This window comes from Pseudomonas sp. GW821-FHT04C07, assembly GCF_059420325.1.
Genome location: NZ_JBWKTM010000013.1, coordinates 18,021 through 40,344 on the forward strand (window position 1 = coordinate 18,021; position 22,324 = coordinate 40,344).

A 22,324-nucleotide genomic window follows, 5' to 3' on the forward strand; every position below is an offset into this window, starting at 1 on the left:
GAAAATGGCAATAGCAATTATCTTGATTCTAATCGTTGTTGCATCAGTGCTGTTCAACATACTAGCGCCTTGGCAGGCGACACCAGCAGCTTCCAACTGGGGGTCAATAGACACCACCCAGTTCATCACCCTGGTCATGAGCGGAATATTTTTCATCGCCATCACGGTATTTATGGCGGTAGCCTTGATGCGTTATCGTCACAAGGAGGGTGCCAAGGCGGCCTACCAGCCAGGAAATAAAAAGGTGGAGTTATGGTTAATTATCGTTACCTCGGTAGGTATTGCCGTGATGTTGGCGCCAGGGCTGGTTGTTTACAGTGATTTCGTCCGGGTGCCGAAAAAAGCTTATGAACTTGAAGTGGTCGCCCAGCAGTGGCAGTGGGCCTTTCGTTTTCCCGGCCAGGACGGGAAGCTGGGCAGATCGGATATCAAGTTTGTTGATTCCACCAACCCCTTCGGCCTTGATCCCATGGATCCTGCCGGGCAGGACGATGTGCTTATAAGAAGCAATGAAGTTCACCTTCCGCTCAATAAGCCGGTAAAAGTTTTACTGCGTTCTAAAGATGTGCTGCACGATTTCGATGTACCGCAAATGCGCAGCAAGATGGATATGGTGCCAGGGATGGTGTCGTACTTTTGGTTTACGCCGACTAAAACCGGGAAGTTTGAAATCCTTTGCGCTGAATATTGTGGCGTAGGGCACTACAACATGCGCGGCCATATGATCGTCGATGAACAGGACGCCTTCGATCAATGGCTGAGCAGCCAACCGACTTTTGCGCAGACATTAGCGACAGCTGCCAAGCCCAGTCGGGAAAGCGTGCTGGAAAAAGGCCGCCTGTTGGTCGAAAAGCACGGCTGCAGTGCCTGCCATAGCCAGGATGGCAGTGCCAGTCTCGGCCCGGGATGGAAGGGGCTGTACGGCCGCACTGAGCAGCTTGCCGATGGCACCAGTGTGCTGGTCGATGAGGCCTACCTGAAAGCGGCGATCCTCGATCCGAAGGCCCGACGGGTACAGGGCTACCCGCCAGTCATGGTGGCCTATACTCTCAGTGAAGATGAACTGGGTGCTCTCGTCGCCCTGATCAAATCACTGGGTACTGCGCGCCAGGGCGATGAACTTTCTGCCAGCGAAGCGTCGGGCCCAGGTGACGACCTGGCGGCGCAGGGACAGCGGCTGGCGGAGTCGCTCGGCTGTCTGGCCTGCCACAGCGTCGATGGCAGTAAGGGCGTCGGCCCCAGCTGGCAGGGCCTGTATGGCAAGACAGAAACCCTTGACGACGATACGAGGATAAAGGTCGATGAGGACTATATAAAAGAATCGGTTCTTAAGCCTAACGCCAAAATCGTCAAGGGCTACGCACCCATCATGCCTACCTTTACGCCGAGTGATAAGGAGTTGAGCGCACTGATCGCTTTTATCAAATCCAAAGCGAATGCCGACGCTGATGCGAGCAAGGCGCAGCCAGGAAAGTCGCCGTAAGCAGCCAGCAATACACCGAAACTTCAGCAGGAGGATGACGTGATGGCCTATGCGGAGCAAGCCGAAACAGAAGCACTGCACGAACCCAAAAGTTTCCTGACCAAATATATCTGGAGTCAGGACCACAAGGTCATCGCCATTCAGTATTCCTTGACGGCTATATTCGTGGGTCTCATCGCCGTGGTGTTGTCCGATTTGATGCGCTTGCAGATAGGCTTCCCCGGTAGTTTGGGGTTCATGGACGCCAGTACTTACTATCAGGCGATGACCATGCACGGCATGATCATGGTCATTTACTTGCTGACGGCCTTGTTTCTGGGTGGCTTCGGCAACTATCTGATCCCGCTGATGGTGGGGGCCCGCGACATGGTCTTCCCCTATGTCAACATGCTGAGTTACTGGACCTACCTGCTGGCGGTACTGGTGTTGCTCGCCAGTTTTTTTGTCCCTGGCGGGCCCACTGGTGCGGGCTGGACGCTCTATCCGCCACAGTCCATTACCAAGGGGACACCGGGGACCGAGTGGGGCATCGTACTGATGCTCGTCTCACTGGCGATTTTTATTGTCGCAACCACCATGGGCGGGTTGAACTACGTAACCACGGTGTTGCAGGCGCGCACGCACGGCATGACATTGTTTCGCATGCCGCTCTCCGTATGGGGAATCTTCATGGCCTCGATTATGGCCTTGCTAGCCTTCCCGGCGTTGTTTGTGAGTGCGGTCATGACGCTGTTTGACAAACTGTTGGGCACCAGCTTCTTTATACCGGCGATCATCTCGCTGGGGCAGCAGCTCAATCACCAAGGTGGCAGCCCAATATTATTCCAGCATCTATTCTGGTTCTTCGGCCACCCGGAAGTCTACATCGTTGCTCTCCCCGCGTTTGGTCTGGTCTCTGACTTGATCAGCACGCATGCGCGTAAGAGTATCTTCGGCTACCGAATGATGGTGTGGGCCATTATCGCGATTGGCGTGCTCAGCTTTGTGGTCTGGGCGCACCATATGTATGTCAGTGGAATGAACCCCTACTTTGGCTTTTTCTTTGCCACCACCACCTTGATCATCGCGGTGCCGACCGCACTGAAAGTCTACAATTGGATTCTGACCCTGTGGCGGGGCGACATCCATCTGACCGTGCCGATGCTGTTTGCCCTGGCCTTTATCGTCACCTTCCTGGTCGGCGGTCTGACCGGGTTGTTTCTCGGCAATGTGATCGTGGACATTCCGCTCTCGGACACCTATTTCGTCGTAGCCCACTTTCATATGGTCATGGGTGTCGCACCGGTACTGGTGGTGTTCGGCGGCATTTATCATTGGTTCCCGAAAGTAACCGGGCGCATGACCAACGACACCCTGGGCAAGCTGCATTTCTGGATTACCTTTCTGGGCACCTACGCGATCTTCTTCCCCATGCACTACCTGGGTTTCCAGGGCATGCCACGCCGCTACTATGCCTATGACAACTACGCGTTCATCCCGCAGTCTGCGCAAGATTTGAATGCCTTCATTACGGTGGTCGCATTGACCGTCGGCGTTTCCCAACTGCTGTTCCTGTTCAACCTGGCCTGGAGTGTATTTAGAGGCAAGCCTGCCGGCAGTAATCCCTGGGGCGCAGCCAGTCTGGAATGGCAAACGCCGAACACCCCGCCGATACACGGTAACTGGGGAGCGAAGCTGCCGGTCGTGCATCGCTGGGCCTATGACTACAGTGTGCCGGGGATAGAGCAGGATTTCGTTCCGCAAACAGTCTCCGCCGAGGAGCTGGAGCAGATGCGGCAACTCAGTGCCGGAACCAGGATAGCGGACGTTAAAACATGAACAGACTGCTATTGAAAAACGCCGACAGCGCTGATCCCGGCGGCAGTTGGAGTCGCGATCCTGAGGATATTCAGGCCGTCGAGGGTGCCGATAGAATCCAAAACGCAAGAATAGGCCTGCGCTTGTTTCTGGCCGTGGTGAGCTCGTTATTCTTTCTCTTCCTGGTCGCCTTTATCGAGCGCTCACAGGTGGCCGACTGGCAACCCTTGACGGAGCCCTTGGCGCCGTTAGCCAATCTATGGCAGCTATGGCTGAATTCGGCTTTTCTGGTATTCAGTTGCATCGCACTGCAGTGGTCGCGTATGGCCGCCCGACAGGCTCGACTGGACGCAACGGTCATTGGCTTTGCATTGGGGGGCGTATTTGCAGTTGCCTTTCTGACGGGACAACTCTGGGTCTGGCAGCAGTTTGTCGCCTGGGGCTATTTTGTCGCCAGCAATCCGGCCAACAGTTTCTTCTACCTGTTGACCGGCCTGCATGGGTTCCACCTGCTGGGCGGGCTGATAGCCTGGAGTAGAACCGTCGCTAAATTCCTGCATCACGTACCGTTGCCGCAACTCGGCGCCAGCGTAGAACTCTGTGCCATCTATTGGCATTACTTACTGGGTCTTTGGTTCGTGCTATTCGCTCTGCTGACCAGCACGCCGGCAACCTATGAAGCCATCGCCAGATTCTGCGGCCTGAGGTGAAAAGCCATGGCATCGCACCCACCAGCCCCAGTCGAGTCCAGTTCATCCAATCCACCAGGCACGCCGCCTGCACCGGGATGGCAGGGCATCGCCAGCGACTGGTCCTCGGATAGAGAGGCTTTCAGGCAGGTCCCCTGGGGCAAGGCGATGATGTGGATATTCCTGCTCAGCGATACTTTTGTATTCACCTGTTTTTTAACCGGCTACATGTCGGTACGCATGACCATCACCAGCGCCTGGCCGAACCCTAGTGAAGTGTTCGCATTGACGATCGGCGGTAGAGAAATCCCGCTTATTCTGATCGCCATCATGACCTTTGTGCTGATCAGTAGCAGCGGCACCATGGCCATGGCAGTTAATTTCGCCTATCGCCGTGATCGCGCGAAAACCACTGCCCTGATGCTGGCGACCGCAGCCTTGGGTGCGACCTTCGTCAGCATGCAGGCATTTGAATGGAGCAAGCTCATCGCAGAAGGGGTTCGTCCCTGGGGGAACCCCATGGGGGCGGCGCAATTTGGTGCCAGCTTTTTCATGATTACCGGTTTCCACGGACTGCATGTGTCAGTCGGCGTCATCTACCTCAGCATTGTGGCGCTGAAAGTATTGCGGGGAGATTATGAGCGCTCCGGAAACTATCAGATCGTCGAGATAGCCGGGCTTTACTGGCACTTCGTGGACTTGGTGTGGGTGTTTATTTTTGCTTTCTTCTATTTATGGTAGGTCTAAGAGACTGTTCATGATCGTGACAATCATGAACAGGTTCTGAAGAGGAGCACTGATGATGGCGCATGCTCAGGGTCAGCAACATCCAATTAGTTTGTACCTTAAAATCTGGGGGCTGTTATTCGTCCTCAGCACGCTGTCGTACCTTGTCGACTATTTTCACTTCCAGGGCTACCTTAGGTGGTCCCTGATTATCACTCTCATGTTGTTGAAGGCAGGTTTAATTGTCTCCGTCTTCATGCATATGGCCTGGGAACGGTTGGCCATGGTCTACGCCATATTGGTGCCACCTTTATGTTTACTGGTGCTCGTCGGACTGATGGCCACCGAGGCGGACTATGTTTTCCTCAGTCGGGTAATTTTCTTCGGCCAATAAGTAACTTCCGGATGGCCTTAAGAAGCCTCCTGGGGCTAATCCGCAATAAATGGCTTTATGCGTTATATCGTTATATCGTTCGCTTGAACTGATGCCATCTGTGCAGCCAGGCTACTGTCCAGTGGGGGGCTGCCGCTCCCGTGCCGGCGATCTTCAGCCTTGGATAATGTTCGATTACCCGGTTCAATACCGATTCCTGATCCGGCTCAACATCCACGAAGAAGATATGTTTGCCCTCTTCTACCACCTGTTTAAAACTGCGGAAGTGAGTATTTGGCACCTGGATACCAAAAAAACCACCTTCCCAGATACAGAAGCCCAATACAACAATGGCAAGGAAGATAAAAGGCACCCAGCCTGCGGGGGATTTGGTCCAACCCAGCCAATAGGCACCGCCAAGGACCAGCGCCGCGAGTGGCACACCGACCACCGCACCAATCTCGCCAGAGTGAACAGCATCTTGTTTCATTAACGAGTTAACCTCGTGGAGGTGATGTTGTTCAACATCAGAAGCTTTTTCACTGAGCACATGAATTTGTTCGGTATTGATGCCGTTGGCTTCCAATTCATTTTCAACGGTTTCTAGATCGTCGAAATTGTCACTGATATAATAGTATCGATTCACTCCACACCTCCCATCTCGCTTTTGCCGTAGACCTCCTCTGTCCTGCAGCCGTTAACTGAAATTTGCAGTCGGTATCTGTACCCGTGGGGAACGTTGCACACTTCATGCAATTCGAACGAAGTATAGCATTCCATGGCATACATGCTGGTAAGTGTCAAAATCTAAAAACAGCATTAGGGCCTGGCGCACCCCGACGAATTCTGCCTCGCAGCGCCACCAGAAAGTTCGCCCAACAAGGCCGGAAACAGGTCCTGAAATCGGCCAGACGCTGGTTTAGAACTGTTGGAAGACCGGGGTGACCTCAGCGAGCTGTATGACAGCCTTCAGGCGCGTGGATGCGCGCCCAAGGGCTGTTTGCCGAGCTGCTGGCGCAGCGCTTCAAGCTGGCGCTCATGGGGCTCGTATTTTCGGCGCGTCGACGTTCGTTGGCGGGGCGATCGAGCAGGCGTACCCCGTGTTGGCTGATGGCGGGGTGCAGTTGCCATTTCCACGGTTGTTTATTGTGGCGATGCAGTAAAAACGGTCGAAGCGCTCGTCCTTCCAGACGCTTTCGACACGGGCTGTACGTGGGTCTTGAAAGCAGCACTTAAACCGCACCCACAAAAAAACCGGCTAACTGAGCCGGTTTTTTGTTGTCTCTACATCCCTCGTCAAAGCTGCCTGACGTTGGATTCAATCAAGTGGAGCGGGTGAAGGGAATCGAACCCTCGTTATCAGCTTGGGAAGCTGGAGTAATGCCATTATACGACACCCGCTCAGAGCGGCTGACTTTGTACCAGATGTGGGCGGGGATTTGAAGTTTTTCTTTGGGGGGATCTGCGTTTATGTGTTTTTTTTTCGGGACGCAGTGGGCAACATTCAATCGTCGACGGCGGCGGGGGCAGCGCTGACGATCGGGGCACAGATGAAGTGAGAGACCGTTTTGCGGTCTTTCGCGGGCAGGCCTCGCTCCTACAAGAATGTGGAGTTCTTAGGGGAGCGAGGTTGCCTGCGTTGACGCAGTTTCACATTGCCAATGCATGATGGTCCCGAACGTAGTGGTAACGCGGTCGGCTTTCGTGTCGGGCCGGTTTCAAAAAGTCGATCAGGGCTTGGCGACTGTCTCGGCAGGCGGCTTTATGCTCTATGTCGAGAAAGTGTCCGGCGGCCTGGATGGTGCTGAAGGTGCTGTGTTGCACATGGTTGGCGAACAGTTTGGCGTCGTCGGGGGAGGTGTATTCGTCCCATTCGCCGTTCATGAACAGCATCGGTACGTTGATTTTTTTGGCCGCGTTGAGATAGCACAGGCGATCGCTGTTGAGCACTTCGCTGATGTGGAAGTGCATCTGCCCGTATTCGTGTTCGGCGAGGCTGCTGACGTGCCGGTAGTTGAAACGCTTGAACAACGACGGCAGGTGTTTGCCGATGGTGCTGTTCACCAGGTTGCCGACACGGTCGCGGTCCAGGCTGCCGAGGTAGTCGACACCACGTTCGAGGTAGTCAAGCATCGGTTCGTTGACCACTGGGGAGAACGAACTGATCACGGCCCTTTCAATGCGCCGTGGACGATGGGCCAAGGCGACCAACGCCGCGGCGCCGCCCCAGGAAAACGACAACACGTGTTCGGCGGCGAAGTGGTCGATCAGCTCCAGGAGGATCAGCCCTTCGACTTCCTTGGTGAGCATTTTCTCGTGCACGTTGTGGGCTTTGGACTTGCCCGCGTAGGGCTGGTCGTAGAGCACGACGTTGAATTGCGGATGAAGGTTCTTCACGGTCTGGGCAAAGGACGCAGTGGTGGCCATTGAGCCGTTGACCAGAATGATGGTCTTTTCTGCGGCATCTGCGCGATAGAACTCCGTGTAGACCCGAAACTGACCCTGTATATCCAGCACAGCGATTTCTGGCCTCATGTCATAAGACTCCTGGCAAGCGGGTATGCGCGCAATGAGATTGCACGAGCTTTGTGACAGGTAGGCATACGCCTGGAATTTTTTGCCCATGTCGATCCGGTGAAATCTGGTCGACGGGTATTGTTATAGGCGGGCAATCTGCCGGGGGGAATGCGGAGCCTGAAGGCTCACTGCCGGCAAAAGGTTTCTTAGAATGCGTTGGTGACTCATCGGTCACATTTCGGCCGACGGTTTGATTCAAGCAGGGAGATCCCCATCCCGCAAGTGCCGTTTGTAAATTGATCGACAACTTTCTGCTGAATGGTCGTGACTTGGCGGCGGGTTTTAGATTTGTTGGATTTCTTCAGCGGTCAGCGGGCGATACTCGCCGGGTGCGAGAGCGTCGTCGAGTACCAGTGGCCCCATGCATTCGCGATGCAGGCGCAGGACTTTATTGTTGAAGTGGCCGAACATCCGTTTCACCTGGTGGTAACGGCCTTCGACGATGCTCAGCCGCGCGCTCTTTGGCCCGAGCACGACCAGTTCGGCCGGTTGGGTGGTGAGATCTTCGAAGGCGAAGTACAGGCCCCGGGCGAAGGTCTGCGCATACTCGGGGCCGATGTCTTGTTCGGTCTCGACGTAATAGATCTTCCCCAGTTTGGTCTGCGGCTGGGTCAGGCGTCGCGACCAGCTGCCGTCGTTGGTGATCAGCATCAGGCCGGTGGTGTTGAAGTCCAGTCGCCCGGCAATGTGCAGCTCGTGTTTGTCCGGCTCATCGATGAGGTCGAGCACGGTCGGGTGCTCAGGGTCGCTGGTGGCGCTGACGCAGCCCGGCGGTTTGTGCAGCATGAAGTAGCGCGGCGGTTTACCGGCTTGCAGTACTTCGTCGTCGCACTCCACGCGGCTGAACTCGCGCACATCAAAGTGAGGGTCGCTGATTATTTGCCCGTCGACCTTGATCCTGCGCCCGACCAGTAGCAAGCGCACTTGTTTGCGGTTGAAACGGGGCAGGTTGCTGAGGAAACGGTCAACGCGCATGGCTATCGGCTGATCAGAAAAGGGCCGCGCATCTTACGTGATCTTCCCGGTGGCCGCCTGCAGCTGCGCCTCGACCTGCGCGCAGCGCGGGCACAGGCAGGATAGGTCGCGCAGTTCGACGGGCAGGGCCCGGAGCACTGCCGGATCGATGCTGACGCCATAGCACCAGCAGGCTTGGGCGGCGGTGCGCGGATCGGCCAGGGTGCAGTCGTTGCCAGCACCGCAGGCCGGGCAGAGATTGGGTTTATTCATAGCTTGAGAGAGGTTTTTCCACACAGGTTCGATTACGGCCAGTCTGTTTCGCACGGTACATCGCATGGTCGGCACGCGACAACAGGTTGTGCAGCGTGTCGTCGGGTTGGAGGGTGGAGAGACCGATGCTGACGGTGATCCGCAGCGCTTGGCCTTCATAGGCATAGCGTTGTTGCTTGATCTGTTGACGGATTTTCTCGGCGATCATCTGACCGTTGCCGCTGTCGGTATCTTTGAGCAGCACGATGAATTCTTCACCGCCCCAACGGCAGACGATGTCTGACTGGCGCAGGCAGCTCACCAGATCACGGGCGAAACCGCTCAGCACCTGGTCACCGGCGAGGTGGCCGTAAGTGTCGTTCAAACGCTTGAAGTGGTCCAGGTCCAGCAGCAAGGCTGTCAGCGGTTTCGGTTCACGCTGGGCTTCATGCATGGCCTGGACAGCCAGCAGATCGAAGCCGCGACGGTTCGGCAGGCTGGTGAGGCTGTCGAGGGTAGCCTGGGCTTGGATCTTGCGCTGGTAGCGGTTCAGCAGGCGGTTGAGCAAGGCCAGGATAATCAGCGTGATGATCAGGCAGATCAGCAGGTTGAGGTACAGCGACTGGCGGATTTCACCGAGGGCACTGTCTTCGCGTTTATCGACGAACAGGTACCAGTTCAGCTCCGGGATGAAGCGCACGTTGAGGAAATGTCCCTGGCCCTGGGCCGAATACTCATAACTGCCGCTGTGGGGTTTGGGCAGTTTGGTCAGCAGGTCTTTCATGCTGTCGAGTTCGCTGAGGGTCTGCCCGACCCGCGCACCTTGGGGCCCACCCTCGGCACCGGTGAGCACCAGACGGCCATAGGTGTCGACGAAGTACACGCTGCGCTGGTAACGCTGCTGGTATTTGTCGATCAGCTTGACCACCGCGTCTACAGTCAGACCGACGCCGGCGGCGCCGATGAACTGGTCTTTGTAATCGTAGACTTTGTAGTTGATGAAGAAGGTCAGGCTGTCGTGGTTGGCCAAGTCAGGATCGACATTGATCTCATACGGCTCGGCCATGTCGCGCACGCGGAAGTACCAGGCATCACGGGGCTCTTGGGTGCTGATTTTTTTCAGCACACCTTTGGCGTGGTAGTAGGTCAGGCTGCTGTCGGAGACGAAGAACGCGGTGTAGGCGTCGTAGTGAGTCATGACTTCGTTGAGGTAGCGGGTCATTTGCGCAGGCTCGCGTTCGCCAGCCACTACCCAGTCACGCATGAAGGTGTCGCGGGCCATCATCGAGGAAATCAGGATCGGCCGGACCAGGTCTTTCTGGATTTCCGAGTAGACCGTATCGGATGTCAGCGGTAGCTCGGTATTGACGATATTGTCGCGAATCGACGCCCGTGAGGCGTAGTAGCTGAGCAATGAGGTGGCGAGGAAACCACAGCCCAGTAGCGCGATGAGTGTGAGTACCAACGAGCGTTGCGAAAACAGCGCAGAGCGAAGCGGCATGGCAGTTCCGTTGGCAGAGACCGGGTGGGGCATTCTAATGGCGCTGTGCGGAAATAACTGCTTAATATGTAGGGTTTTTTGAAACCCCTGTAGCAGCAGGCTGCGCCAGCTGCTACAGGGTGGGGGGGCTCATGATCGGGTCAATTGCGGCTTTGCAGGTACGCCCGCCAACCCCCTGAGTGGCTAATATCCGTAGCACCTTCCAACCCGTACGGTTCACAAATAAACCCGCTCTCCCAACGTCCATCCGCAAGCTGTACTTTGCCCAACCCGAGCGGCGCGGGAATCCCGGTCAGAAACGAACCCAGTTCACTGCTCGGCAATTCCCAGACTTCTACCGCAATCGCCACGCCGCCTTCCGCAACGCGGACCATTGCGGGGCGAAACGGTGGGCCGCCGGCCAGTGCGTGGAGTTGGTAATGCGGCGCGCTTTGAGTGGTTTCAACCAGACGGCCACCCCGTTGCTTGAGTTGCCAGTTCAGCGCCAGCCCATCCAGATGTGCGCCGCAAACCACCAGCCGGGCGCGGTCATTACGGGCAGGATGGGGAGGGGCCGGGGATGTCGAGCCTTGCTGACGTTGCAGCGCATCAGCCACGCTCAGCAAGTACTGGTCGGTAAATGCCCGACCGAACAGCGTCACGCCCCACGGCAGGCCGTTGTTCATGAAACCGCTGGGTACGGCGACGGCGGCGTAGTCCAGCAGGTTCATGAAGTTGGTGTAGTAACCGAGTTCTGAGTTGCGCAGTACCGGTTCTGCTGCAAGCTGCGCCAGGGTCACCGGGCGGCCGATGGTTGGCGTGAGCACGCAGTCGAGGTCTTCCAGTGCCTTGTCGCACAGGGTTTTCAAAGCCTGCAGGCGATACTGGGCGCGGAAGGTTTGCACGCCGTCGACTGCCGGTGCCTTGGCCAGCACGGCGCGAATCACCGGCAGTACGGCTTCCGGATTTTGTTCCAGCAACTCGCCGGCCACGCTGTAACGCTCGGCCACCCAGGGCCCTTCATAAAGCAAACGGGCGGCCTCCAGGAACGGTGACAAGTCGAGCTGCACCGCTTCACCGCCAAGTTGTTTGAGTCGATCAATGGCGTTATCGAACAGTACGGGACCTTCCTCGCAGCCGAAGAATTGCAAATCTTCAACTCGCGGCACGCCGAAGCGCAACGGTCGCGGAGTGCCAAAGGCTGAGCCATCGTTCCACAGTGGGTTGCAGCGGCTGTACTCGTCACGCGGATCGAGCCGCGCGGTCAGGGCCAGCAACCGGCTGGCTTCACGAGCCGTCGCGGTAAAGGTCGTCACGCAGTCCAGAGTGCGGCAGGCCGGGACTACACCTGCAGTGGAGATCAAGCCTTTGGTGGCTTTCAACCCAAGCAGGTTGTTCAAAGCAGCGGGTACTCGACCGGAACCCGCCGTGTCGGTACCCAATGCAAAACTCGCCACACCCAGCGCCACCGCCAATGAAGAACCGGCGCTGGAACCTCCCGACGGGTATTCCGGCAACACGCTGTTGGGGCAAGCGCCGTAGGGCGAGCGGCTGCCGTTGAGGCCTGTGGCGAATTGGTCGAGGTTGGTCTTGCCCAACGGGATCGCGCCGAGCGCCAGCAACTGCTCGACGATGGTTGCCGAGCGCTGCGCAACATAGGCGAACGCCGGGCAGGCGGCGGTGGTGGGAATGCCCGCCAGGTCGATGTTGTCCTTGATCGCGAACGGCACGCCGTACAGCGGCAAACTGTCGATGTCGCGGCCGTCCAGCATGGCGAGGTACGGTTCCAGTTCAGCGACGCTGAGCAGGTGGATAAACAGGTGATAGTCCGGGTTCAGCGCCGCGGCTTTTTCCCGCAGGCTCAGCAGCAGCTGCCGAGGCGTGGTGCTACCGGCGCGATAGGCCGCACGCAGAGCATCGAGTTGCAGATTGATGGTCATGGCTTGAGTCCTTCCTTCTTTAAATGAGATCAGTCGAGTTCCAGCACCACGACCCGCTGCCCGGCGCGCACCGCGCAACCGGGTTGCACGCGAATTTCCCGGACCACACCGGCCATGGGCGCGAGCACCGGGATTTCCATCTTCATCGACTCCAGAATCACCAGCACATCACCGGCGGCGACCCGGCTGCCGGTTGCTACCTGAACCTGCCAGAGGTTGCCGGCAATGTGGCTGTCGACGCTCTGCTGGCCTGTTTCCAGTGGCGCATCTTCGGCCTGTTCGGGTACCCGCTCCTCGCTGTCGAAATGCGCCTGGCCGCTGGCGATCCAGCGTTCGCGCTCGGCGTTGAAGGCGCTCTGTTGCTGTTGGCGGAACGCAGCGATGCTCTCGGCTTCTTTGGCCAGAAAGGCTTGGTAGTCGGCAAGCCTGAGCTGGCTATGTTCAATGCTCAGCTCAAAGCGCCCCAGCGGGAAATCACGACGAATCTGCAGCAGCTCATCGGCGCTCACCGGGTAAAACCGGATCTGGTCGAAGAAGCGCAACAGCCACGGTTTACCGTCGAATGCCGCGACCTCGCGGTAGCGGTTCCACATTTGTAACGTGCGACCGACGAACTGATAACCACCTGGGCCTTCCATGCCGTACACGCACAGGTAGGCGCCACCGATGCCCACCGAGTTTTCGGCGGTCCAGGTCCGTGCCGGGTTGTACTTGGTGGTGACCAGCCGGTGCCGTGGATCGAGCGGGGTGGCGACCGGCGCACCGAGGTAGACGTCGCCCAGACCCATCACCAGATAGCTGGCATCGAACACCGTGCGCTGGACTTCGTCGAGATTGGGCAGGTCGTTGATGCGGCGGATGAACTCCAGGTTGCTTGGGCACCAGGGCGCATCCTTGCGCACGGTGGTCAGGTATTTCTCGATGGCCAGCTGGCAGGCCGGGTCATTCCAGGACAACGGCAGGTGGACGATGCGCGACGGTACTTGCAGGTCTTCGGCGGCGCACACCGCATCCCATTCGCCGGCAACGATGCCGAGCAGATCGGCCAGCGACAGTTGCTCGGGTTGGTAATGCACTTGCAGCGAGCGGATGCCCGGGGACAGGTCGATCACCCCGTGCAGTGCTTTGCTTTGCAGCGCTTGCATCAGCGCATGACCACGGAAGCGCAGCACCAGATCCAGCTCGGGGGCGCCGATTTCCAATAGCAGATGGGTGTCGCCGGACAGCCGTGCGATCAAGCGAGTGTCGTCCTGACCGAGGTCCAGAACGATGGGCGAAACCAATTCCTCTGGGCGCGGGCTTGCTCGCGATGGGGCCAGACCAGACACCGCGTCAACTTCATCGCGAGCAAGCTCGCTCCCATATAGATAGGGTTTACAAGCCAAGGCTCGTGCTGTGTCGATACCGACGGGAAAGAACTGCACCTTGTCCCCGGCCTTCAACTGCCCCAACTGCCACAGATCCGCCTCGATCACCGTCACCGGGCAAACGAACCCACCCAGGCTTGGGCCGTCGGGACCGAGGATCACCGGCATGTCACCGGTGAAATCCACCGCGCCGATCGCGTACGGGTTGTCATGGATATTCGAGGGGTGCAGCCCGGCTTCGCCGCCATCGGCGCGAACCCATTCGGGCTTGGGTCCGATCAGCCGTACGCCGGTGCGGCTGGAGTTGAAGTGGACCTCCCATTGGGTGGCAAAGAAGGTCTCGATATAGCCTTCAGTGAAATATTCCGGCGCGCCATGGGGGCCGTAGATCACCCGGATTTGTCGCACTGGCGGCAACTCGAGCACCTGTTCAACCGCAAGGCTTTCCCCCGCGCCATGGTCACTTAACGGGCAAAGATGCAGCACATCCCCGGCCCGCAAGGCACGACCGCCGTGGCCGCCGAACTGGCCGAGTGTGAATGTGCTTTTGCTGCCCAGATAGTCCGGCACTTGCAGGCCACCGCGCAGGCACAGGTAGCTGCGAGCACCGACTCCGGTGATGCTACCCAGACCCAGGGTCGCACCGGCCGGGATCAGAAGGGTGGTGTTCATCGGTGCCGGTTGGCCGTTCAGCGTCAGCGCAATGACAGCGCCAGTGACCGCTACTACGGCGTCGCAGTTGAAGCGCAGCAACGGTCCGCTCATGGTGATTTCCAGCGCGGCGACACCTTCTTCGTTACCCAGCAAGCGATTGCCCAGGCGCAGAGCGCGGCTGTCCATCGGACCCGACGGCGGCACGCCAACCGCCCAGTAACCGAGGCGACCGGGGTAGTCCTGCACGCTGGTCTGGGTGCCGGCGCTGAGCACTTCGAAGGTATTGGCCTGGTAGAGAAGACCTTCGAGGCAACGGGTCCAGGGCTGGCCGCTGGCGAACGGTACATCGAGCAATATCTGCCGCAGGTAATCGCGGTTGGTTTCCACGCCGTACAGCAGGCTGTCGCCCAAGGCTTGATGCAGATCGGCGCGCGCCTCTTCGCGGCTGGGCGCCCAGCTGATGAGTTTGGCGATCATCGGATCGAAGTAGGGCGGGATCTCGCAACCGGCCTCGACCCAGGTGTCGATGCGGAGCTGTTTGCCATCGGCCACCGGGAAATTCACGGCGCTCAGCAGGCCAGGACTGGGCTGGAAATCCCGGCCCGGATCTTCGGCATACAACCGTGCCTGAATCGCATGACCTTCGGCTTTCAAGGTGCGGCTCAGCTCGCTCAACGGCGGCAGATCACCGGCTGCCAGTTGCACCATCCAGCGCACCAGATCCACGCCCCACACTTGTTCAGTGACGCCGTGCTCGACCTGCAAACGGGTGTTCACTTCCAGAAAATAGAAGCGCTGGGCGTCGCTGTCGAAGACGAATTCCACGGTACCGGCGCTGCGGTAATTCACCGCTTTTGCGAGTTTGATCGCCGCCAGGCACAGCTCCTCGGCCATGCCGTCGGGCAGGTTCGGCGCCGGGGTTTCTTCAAGGACTTTCTGGTTGCGCCGCTGCACCGAGCAATCGCGCACGCCGAGGGCGATGACTTCGCCCTGGCCGTCACCGAACACCTGAACTTCAAGGTGCCGGGCACGCTGGATGTACTTCTCGATGAACACGGCAGCGTCGCTGAAATTGTTCTGTCCCAGGCGCTTCACTGCATCGAAGGATTCGCTTAGCTGCGCCGCGCTGCGGCAAACGCGCATTCCAATGCCGCCACCGCCGGCGGTGCTTTTGAGCATCACCGGGTAACCGACCTGCTCACCTGCGATCAGCGCGGCGTCGAGGCTGTCCAGCAACCCGGTGCCTTCGAGCATCGGCACGCCGTGTTGTTTGGCCAGGGCACGGGCGGTGTGCTTGAGGCCGAACACCCGCAGTTGTTCTGGCGTTGGCCCGACGAAGGCGATATTGGCCGCTTCACAGGCCTCGGCGAACGCGGCGTTTTCCGAGAGAAAACCATAGCCGGGATGAATCGCCGTGGCGCCGCTGGTTTTGGCGATGGCGAGGATTTTTTCCACCGCCAGATAGGTAGCCGACGCAGCACCTTCGCCCAGGCTGTGAGCTTCGTCGGCATGCAGGACATGCAGGCTGGCGGCGTCGGCTTCGGAATACACGGTGACGCCCTTGACCTGCAATTCACGCAGGGTTCGCAAGATGCGACAGGCAATGGCGCCACGGTTGGCTATCAACAGTTTTTTGAACATGACAAAACCCCTGGAGGCTGAAGGCAGCTCAGCCCCGACCTGGGATGCGGGCCGTCCCGCAGTTTTCGATGTGCGCCGGGGTCGTCCCAGGCGGCAGAATCAATTTGGTTTAGCCAGGTGATCACCTGTGTTTACCTGATGCACTGCCCCGACCGGCTCTGGCACAGGGCGAACAACCAACGGCGCAGGCGCACGCATTTCAGTTCCATACCAGTAGCTCCGCTGGTGTGGGGTTGTAGGCGTTGCACGGGTTGTTCAGTTGCGGGCAGTTGGATATCAGCACGATCACGTCCATTTCGGCCCGCAGGTCGACGTATTTTCCGGGGGCGGAAATACCGTCCTCAAAGGTCAGGCCACCGTCGGCAGTGACCGGAACGTTCATGAAGAAGTTGATGTTCGGCCCGATGTCGCCTTTGCCCAGGCGCCCGTCATGAGCGCAGGCCCGCAGGTAGTTGTCGCGGCAGCTGTGCATGTAGCGTTTCTCTAACGCGTATCGCACGCTGTTGCTCTCTTGGGCGCAGGCGCCGCCAAGGGTATCGTGGCGTCCGCAGGTGTCTTCGACGATGGTCAGCATCGGCTGGCCCAGGTTGGAAAAGAGCACGCTGCCGGTGCTCAGGTAGACGCTGTTTTGTCGGCGCAAGGTGCGCTGCACGTCATAGCGTTCCCTGGGGTTTTTCAGGCTGTAGAACAAAGTGTCGACGGCTTGATTGCCTTCCAGATCGAGGATGCGCAAGGTCTGTCCGGCCTTGACCTCCATCAGCCACGGCTCGCCGGACGGAATGGTGGCACGGTACACCGCGGTTTCAGGATGCCTGGTGGCAGGGGCGATTGCTAAAGACATGGCGCGATCCTCAGGCGAACAGACGGTCGGTGTTAATGAAGCCGCGCTCGTTCTCGGGACGCGAGGTGCGGCAATGCTTGGCGACGCTGGCGTCGGCGGTCATCCAGCTCAGCTTGAGCGGCTTGGGGGCGTATTCCGGGTTGGGATCCATGGGGTGTTGCAGAGCAGTGAGCACCACCAAGGTGTCCATCGGCGCGTAAAGCTCGATGTAGTCACCGGCCTTGGAGTTACCTTCGATGAAGTGCAAACGTCCGTCGGCATCGACGCTGACTTTGCTGAACAGGTTGAGGGTCATCAGCAGGTCGGACAGGCCCAGCCCCCATTTGCCCAGTTCCACCAACAGGTTGTCGGTACCGTTGCGGTAGAAACCGTTGCGCAGTTCCTGAAAGCGGCCCTGGCCGTATTTTTCCGCCACCTCGTGCGCGCAGAGCACGCCGCCGATGCTATCGCTCCAGCCGCAGGTGTCGGCGGTGATCGCCGCCAGAACGCGGCCCATGTCCGAGTACAGGCAATGGCCGACGGTGAGCCTGGCGGTGTGTTGGCATTTGAGGCTGTCCGGCAGGTTCAGCCGTTCGGTTTTCTCGTTGGCGTTGAGCAGGGTCAGACTGACATTGGCGCCACCGCGAATATCGGTCAGGCGCAGCAGTTGGCCGCGTTTGAGGACAAAGGAACGATGACCGCCACCGGGGAGCATTTCTTCGGCGAAGGGGGGGAACAGTTGAGTCGAATCAGTCATGTGAAAAAACCTCTAAGCGATGCGAAGCGTGCCCGCCAGTGCTGCCGGCAGGGCGTCGACGGCTTTGCTGTTGGCGCGGCGGTCGCTGTTCAAAGGGATGTCGTAGGTGATGCGTGCGCCATAGGCACCGGGGGCGTGCGGGTCGAGGCGAACCTTGTCGAACACCAGCAAGCGGGTGCCGAGGCTGAAGCCTTCGGACAGGTCATGGGTGACCATGAATACCGTCAGTTGCGTCTCGCGCCACAGGTCCAGCAACAGGCTGTGCATGTCTTTGCGAATGCCCGGATCGAGGGCGCCGAAGGGTTCGTCGAGCAGCAATACGCGAGGTTTCATGATCAGCGCCTGGGCGATGGCCAGCCGTTGCTGCATACCGCCGGAGAGCTGCGCCGGGTACTTGTCCAGGGCATGACCGAGGCCGACTTTTTTCAGCAATGCGCCTGCTTGCTCCCGCGCCTCGCGCTTGGCATGGCCAAACAAGCGCCCGATCAGTGGCGAGCGTGGCAGTTCCAGGCCAAGGACGACGTTGTCCAGCACCGACAAATGCGCGAACACCGAGTAACGCTGAAACACCACGCCACGGCTGGCATCCGGTTCGCTGGCCAGCATCTTGCCGTCCAACAGGATTTCTCCGCGACTGGCTGTTTCCTGCCCCAGCAGCAATCGCAGAAAGGTCGATTTGCCGCATCCCGAAGCACCTACCAGGGTGCAGAACTCACCCTCGTTGACGCTGAGGTTGAGCCTTTCGAGCACCACCTGATCAGCGTATTGCTGCCAGACATTGTTCACCGTGATGAAGCTCATGTCCGCGCTCCTTCGTAGCTCATATCCGTGCTCCTTCGTACCAGGGGAAAGCCCGCTGGGTCAGGCGTTTGAGTCCCCAATCCATCAGCCAGGCGAGCAGGGTGATCCACACCACGTACGGCAGGATCACATCCATCGCCAGGTAGCGGCGCACCAGAAAAATCCGGTAGCCCAAGCCGTCGGTGGAGGCGATCGCTTCAGCGGCGATCAAAAACAGCCACGCCGAACCGAGCATCAGTCGAAGCGAGATCAGCAAGCGTGGCAGCAGTTGCGGCAGGACTACCCGCAGAATCACGGTCCAGGTCGAAGCACCGAGCGTCTGGGCCTTGATCAGTAGCTCGACGGGGATTTCCCGGGCGCGCTGTTCCAGATCGCGGGCCAGGCACGGGGTGATGCCGATCACGATCAGCATCACTTTCGATAACTCGCCCAGACCAAAAACGATGAACAGAATCGGCAGGATCGCCAGCGGCGGCACCATCGACAACACCGTCAACAAGGGCGACAACGGCGCGCCGAACAACGGCAGCGTGCCGGCGGCGATGCCCAGGCACAGGCCCGCCAGAGCGCTGATGCCCAGGCCAATGGCCAGCCGCTGGAGGCTGGCACCGGTGTCCTGCCACAGCAGGTAGTCGCCGCTGCGCGGGTCGGCGGTGAAGGCCAGGCGTTTCACCGCGTCGGCCATTTGCCCGGCGCTGGGTAGCAGCTTGTCGTTGGGGTTGTCCGTCAGCCGCTCGGCCGAGCCCGTGAAATAGGCGAACAGCACCAAGGCGAACGGCAGGATGACCAGCAACAGGCGACTCGGGTTATCCGGGTGGCGATTGATCAGGCGCATGGCCATGTTCTCCGGTTACTGACAACGTGGCTCACAGCTTGGAGTCGGCGGCCAGTTGCACGTAGCTCGGGTCGAAGTGCAGCTTGAGGTTGGCCTTGTCACCGCTGGTCACGCCGTTGGCGAAGGACATGCCGACAGCGCTGGTGTCCTTGGCGCCTTCACCGAGAAGCCCGTGCTGGAAGGAGAACTCGGCGACCTTGCGCATGGTGTTCGGCAGTTGCGCGCTGGTAGCGAAATCGAGTGCTTCTTTAGGGGTGGAAAACAACTTGGTGGTGTCCAGTTGCGACTGGAAGCCCGGCAGGTCGGTGCCCGACGCTTTGGCCATGTGTTCCAGCGCTGCAGTGCTGGCGGCGGATTTGGCGTTCATCAGGGCGACCACTTCAAACCAGGCGCCGGTCAGTGCCTTGCCCAGTGCCGGGTTGTCCTTCAGGGTCTGGGTGTTGACGACCATCATGTCCATGATTTCGCCGGGTACCTTGCTCGAGTCGAACACCTGGGTGACGCCAGGCTTGGCTTTGATGTCCGACAGCATCGGGTTCCAGGTAGTGACGGCGTGTACTTGATCGGTATTGAAGGCGGCGGAGATGTCGGCGTCGGAAGTGTTGACTACCTTCAGGTCTTTCTCGGTGAGATCGACCGAGTCCAGCGCGCGCGCCAACAGGTAGTGAGAGACCGACAGCTCCACCAGATTGACGCTCATTCCTTTAAGGTCGGCGACAGTCTTGCCTTCTCCTTTGACTACGATGCCGTCATTACCATTGGAAAAGTCGCTGACGATCAGCGCGGTGCTTTCCACGCCACCAGCGGCGGGAATGGTCAAGGCGTCCATGTTGGTCATGCTGCAGCCATCGAACTGGCCGGCGGTGTACTGGTTGATCGATTCGACATAGTCATTGAGCTGCACCACATCGATTTTGATGCCGTACTTTTTCGCCCACTTGTCGACGATGCCTTGGGTGCCTGCGTATTCCCAGGGCATCCAGCCGGCGTAGATGGTCCAGCAGACGCTGAAGTGGTCTTTCTGTGCGGCCTGGGACGAGAAGCTCACGAGGGCCGCGAAAGCGGCGGCGAGCAGGGCGGGTAAACGAAGTTGGGACATGAGTGGTTCTCCAGTTGATCAAGGGCGCACAGGAGCACGCGGCACCGCGAACGGTGGCTTGTCTCCCGGGCTTTTATCCCGCCGTGTAACCTCAACTGGAGGTCGCCGACTCTCGGACCAGTCACTCGCCCAAGCGAGCCGGAACCCTAGTCAGCCATTGCAAATTGTGGTGCCGCGAACCTGTGATGACTCCTGCACGCAGTTGACTAAGCGAGAGGCGTGCCAAGTGTTGTCGAGCGTTGATCCAGAGGGCCTGGCTCAAAGATCGGAGGATGGGCGCAGGTAATCCTGCTGTGTTGTGGTGCTTGTTCGCACCGGGATAGGGCAATCATGGCCGTGCACCACCTATATAAATGTATTGCTGAATCGCACCGGATTCCTTTTTTGCTGTCAGATGTTTCGTCAGTCAGCTGATTGTTGACTGCCGCCGACCAGCGACGCTGGTGTGTGCACTTCCGCGGTCCAGGAGGCCGCCATGTATCGACGACTTATTCTGATTGCTTTACTGGGTTTGTCTCTTTCTGCATGTGTGCCCTACTACGATGGGGAATCGAGCTACTACCGTTCCGAGGTCTATACCGCGCCTGCCCCGGCTTATTACAACGGCGGCGGGTCCTACTACTATCAGGACCGCAGCCGTTACTATGCACCGTCGCCGCGTTACTACCCGGCGCCACGGTATTACCAAGAGGCTCCACGCGTGGTGTACCGGTCTTTTCCAAACCGCGGTTGGGATTTCCATGATCGCCATGATGAGCGTCGTGAGAGTCGTCATGAGGAACGTCATGAGGAACGTCATGACGACAACCGTCACGGCGACCGTGATCACGGAGACCGCGGCCACAGAGGTGACTGGAACCGCGACTGGAACCGCTAAGCACGACTGTTACCGAGCGGCGCATCAAGCGCCGCTTTTTTTGTCCGGGATTTCAGTAGTCGGACAAGTCCGCGAGCGGATGTCGACCCTCCCAAACCTTGTGAAAATGCGCTTCGACCACCGCGTCAGGAATTGCATTGATATCGGGCCAATGCCAATGGGGCTTTTGGTCCTTGTCGATCAACCGTGCGCGCACCCCTTCACTGAATTCCGGATGACGACAGCAGTTCAGACTCAAGGTGTATTCCATCTCGAACACCTGGGCCAGTGACAGGTGGCGGGCACGGATAATCTGCTCCCAGACCAGATGCGCGGTCAGCGGGCAGCCCTCGCTCATGGTTTTCGCCGCGCGACTGAGCAGAACGTCGTTGTGATCGCGCAGCAGGCTGATTGCACGCCAGGCACAGCGCACCTCGCTGACATCCAGACATTCATCGATCTGTTCACGCCGCGGCAGCCACTGTGCTGGCGGTAATTGCCCGATGGCTTCCTGCTGCAAGGCCTTGAGCAGGCTGTTGAGCTGCATCGGCGTCTGTTCCTGCCAGTTCAGTTGCAACAGCCCTTCGATCAACTCCTCTTGCTGTTCATCCAACAGAAAGCGGTCGGCCAGGTCCAGATCGATCGCATCGCGGCCATTCATATGGGCACCGGTCAATCCCAGGAACAACCCGAGTTTGCCTGGCAGGCGCGAAAGGAACCAACTGGCGCCAACATCCGGGTACAAGCCGATGCTGATTTCCGGCATGGCCAGCCGGCTGCTGGGGGTGACGATGCGAATACTCGCGCCTTGCAATAGCCCCAAGCCACCTCCAAGCACATAGCCGTGACCCCAGCAGATCAGTGGTTTGGGGTAGGTGTGCAGGCGGTAGTCGAGGCGGTATTCTGCCGAAAAGAAGTGCGCAGCCAAGGGCGGAACTTCACCCGGATGAGCACGACAGGCCTCAACCAGGTTAAGGACCTCACCACCCGCGCAAAAAGCTTTGGTGCCGTTGCCGCGCAACAGCACACAAACGATCTGCGGGTCTTTGGCCCAGACGTCCAGGCGTTCGCTCAAGACGTGGATCATCGGCAGGGAGAGGGCGTTCAGGGACTTTTCGGCATCCAGGCTGGCGATGCCAATGCGCGCGCCGTCGGTGCCCGTGAGTTCTTCGAAGTGCAGATTCATTTTGACCTCGATGACTGAATTGAGCGTTCAGTATGAT

Annotated in this window: 19 protein-coding genes, 1 tRNA gene, 1 pseudogene and 1 riboswitch; of the genes and pseudogenes, 7 read left to right on the forward strand and 14 right to left on the reverse strand. The window is 58.8% G+C overall.

What is annotated here, in order from left to right; genetic code table 11:
- Nucleotides 1-4 precede the first annotated feature (4 nt).
- The 5 genes from AC07UI_RS22075 (at nt 5) to AC07UI_RS22095 (ending at nt 5,089) form a co-directional block, all read left to right on the forward strand.
- Nucleotides 5-1,483, forward strand: coding sequence for a c-type cytochrome (locus AC07UI_RS22075; protein ID WP_494994508.1), 1,479 nt, complete (start codon nt 5-7; stop codon nt 1,481-1,483).
- Nucleotides 1,484-1,525: 42 nt separating this feature from the next.
- Nucleotides 1,526-3,301 (forward strand): cytochrome c oxidase subunit I, encoded by a 1,776-nt coding sequence (gene ctaD / locus AC07UI_RS22080; RefSeq protein WP_494994509.1) that lies wholly within the window; start codon nt 1,526-1,528, stop codon nt 3,299-3,301.
- Nucleotides 3,298-3,990, forward strand: a complete 693-nt coding sequence (locus AC07UI_RS22085) for a cytochrome c oxidase subunit 3 (protein ID WP_494994510.1) — start codon at nt 3,298-3,300, stop codon at nt 3,988-3,990. Before ctaD ends, AC07UI_RS22085 begins: the two co-directional genes overlap by 4 nt.
- Nucleotides 3,991-3,996: 6 nt before the next feature.
- The gene (locus AC07UI_RS22090; protein ID WP_494994511.1) at nt 3,997-4,710 is read left to right on the forward strand and encodes a heme-copper oxidase subunit III family protein; all 714 of its coding nucleotides are present in this window, start codon (nt 3,997-3,999) and stop codon (nt 4,708-4,710) included.
- Nucleotides 4,711-4,771: 61 nt separating this feature from the next.
- Nucleotides 4,772-5,089, forward strand: coding sequence for a cytochrome C oxidase subunit IV family protein (locus AC07UI_RS22095; RefSeq protein WP_216743721.1), 318 nt, complete (start codon nt 4,772-4,774; stop codon nt 5,087-5,089).
- A gap of 70 nt (nt 5,090-5,159) precedes the next feature.
- Here AC07UI_RS22095 and AC07UI_RS22100 read toward each other — a convergent pair whose 3' ends face one another.
- On the reverse strand, nt 5,160-5,714 hold the full coding sequence (locus AC07UI_RS22100; RefSeq protein WP_494994512.1) for a magnesium transporter: 555 nt from the start codon (nt 5,712-5,714) through the stop codon (nt 5,160-5,162).
- A gap of 433 nt (nt 5,715-6,147) precedes the next feature.
- On the opposite strand from AC07UI_RS22100, the pseudogene AC07UI_RS22105 reads away from it, so the two are divergent.
- A pseudogene (locus AC07UI_RS22105) lies at nt 6,148-6,231 on the forward strand (trans-aconitate 2-methyltransferase); the annotation flags it as partial.
- Between the two features lie 164 nt (nt 6,232-6,395).
- Here the strand turns inward: AC07UI_RS22105 and AC07UI_RS22110 are convergent.
- From AC07UI_RS22110 to AC07UI_RS22165, 12 genes are all read right to left on the reverse strand, one after another.
- A tRNA-Gly gene (locus tag AC07UI_RS22110) sits at nt 6,396-6,469 on the reverse strand.
- Between the two features lie 249 nt (nt 6,470-6,718).
- A complete protein-coding gene (locus AC07UI_RS22115; protein WP_494994513.1) occupies nt 6,719-7,603 on the reverse strand; it encodes an alpha/beta fold hydrolase in 885 nt (294 codons plus the stop codon).
- A gap of 324 nt (nt 7,604-7,927) precedes the next feature.
- Nucleotides 7,928-8,620 (reverse strand): pseudouridine synthase, encoded by a 693-nt coding sequence (locus AC07UI_RS22120; protein ID WP_494994514.1) that lies wholly within the window; start codon nt 8,618-8,620, stop codon nt 7,928-7,930.
- A 33-nt stretch (nt 8,621-8,653) separates the two neighbouring features.
- On the reverse strand, nt 8,654-8,872 hold the full coding sequence (locus AC07UI_RS22125; protein WP_494994515.1) for a cysteine-rich CWC family protein: 219 nt from the start codon (nt 8,870-8,872) through the stop codon (nt 8,654-8,656).
- On the reverse strand, nt 8,865-10,352 hold the full coding sequence (locus tag AC07UI_RS22130; protein WP_494994516.1) for a sensor domain-containing diguanylate cyclase: 1,488 nt from the start codon (nt 10,350-10,352) through the stop codon (nt 8,865-8,867). Before AC07UI_RS22130 ends, AC07UI_RS22125 begins: the two co-directional genes overlap by 8 nt.
- 140 nt (nt 10,353-10,492) lie before the next feature.
- A complete protein-coding gene (gene atzF / locus AC07UI_RS22135; RefSeq protein ID WP_494994517.1) occupies nt 10,493-12,271 on the reverse strand; it encodes an allophanate hydrolase in 1,779 nt (592 codons plus the stop codon).
- Between the two features lie 29 nt (nt 12,272-12,300).
- A complete protein-coding gene (gene uca / locus AC07UI_RS22140; protein ID WP_494994518.1) occupies nt 12,301-15,933 on the reverse strand; it encodes an urea carboxylase in 3,633 nt (1,210 codons plus the stop codon).
- A gap of 199 nt (nt 15,934-16,132) precedes the next feature.
- Nucleotides 16,133-16,774: an urea amidolyase associated protein UAAP2 gene (locus AC07UI_RS22145; protein ID WP_494994519.1), complete on the reverse strand. Its 642-nt coding sequence runs from the start codon at nt 16,772-16,774 to the stop codon at nt 16,133-16,135.
- Nucleotides 16,775-16,784: 10 nt separating this feature from the next.
- Nucleotides 16,785-17,510 (reverse strand): urea amidolyase associated protein UAAP1, encoded by a 726-nt coding sequence (locus AC07UI_RS22150; protein WP_494994520.1) that lies wholly within the window; start codon nt 17,508-17,510, stop codon nt 16,785-16,787.
- 12 nt (nt 17,511-17,522) lie between these two features.
- Entirely contained in the window at nt 17,523-18,311 is a 789-nt protein-coding gene (locus AC07UI_RS22155; protein ID WP_494994521.1) for an ABC transporter ATP-binding protein, read from the reverse strand.
- Between the two features lie 19 nt (nt 18,312-18,330).
- The gene (locus tag AC07UI_RS22160; RefSeq protein ID WP_494994522.1) at nt 18,331-19,146 is read right to left on the reverse strand and encodes an ABC transporter permease; all 816 of its coding nucleotides are present in this window, start codon (nt 19,144-19,146) and stop codon (nt 18,331-18,333) included.
- A 31-nt stretch (nt 19,147-19,177) separates the two neighbouring features.
- Nucleotides 19,178-20,245, reverse strand: a complete 1,068-nt coding sequence (locus tag AC07UI_RS22165; RefSeq protein WP_494994523.1) for a putative urea ABC transporter substrate-binding protein — start codon at nt 20,243-20,245, stop codon at nt 19,178-19,180.
- 60 nt (nt 20,246-20,305) lie between these two features.
- A riboswitch (guanidine-I (ykkC/yxkD leader) is annotated at nt 20,306-20,406 on the reverse strand.
- Nucleotides 20,407-20,720: 314 nt separating this feature from the next.
- Between AC07UI_RS22165 and AC07UI_RS22170 the strand changes: the two genes are divergently transcribed.
- Nucleotides 20,721-21,122, forward strand: a complete 402-nt coding sequence (locus AC07UI_RS22170) for a hypothetical protein (protein ID WP_494994524.1) — start codon at nt 20,721-20,723, stop codon at nt 21,120-21,122.
- 52 nt (nt 21,123-21,174) lie between these two features.
- On the opposite strand, the gene dspII is transcribed toward AC07UI_RS22170, so the two are convergent.
- Nucleotides 21,175-22,287, reverse strand: a complete 1,113-nt coding sequence (gene dspII, locus AC07UI_RS22175; protein WP_494994525.1) for an enoyl-CoA hydratase/isomerase DspII — start codon at nt 22,285-22,287, stop codon at nt 21,175-21,177.
- Nucleotides 22,288-22,324: the final 37 nt, after the last annotated feature.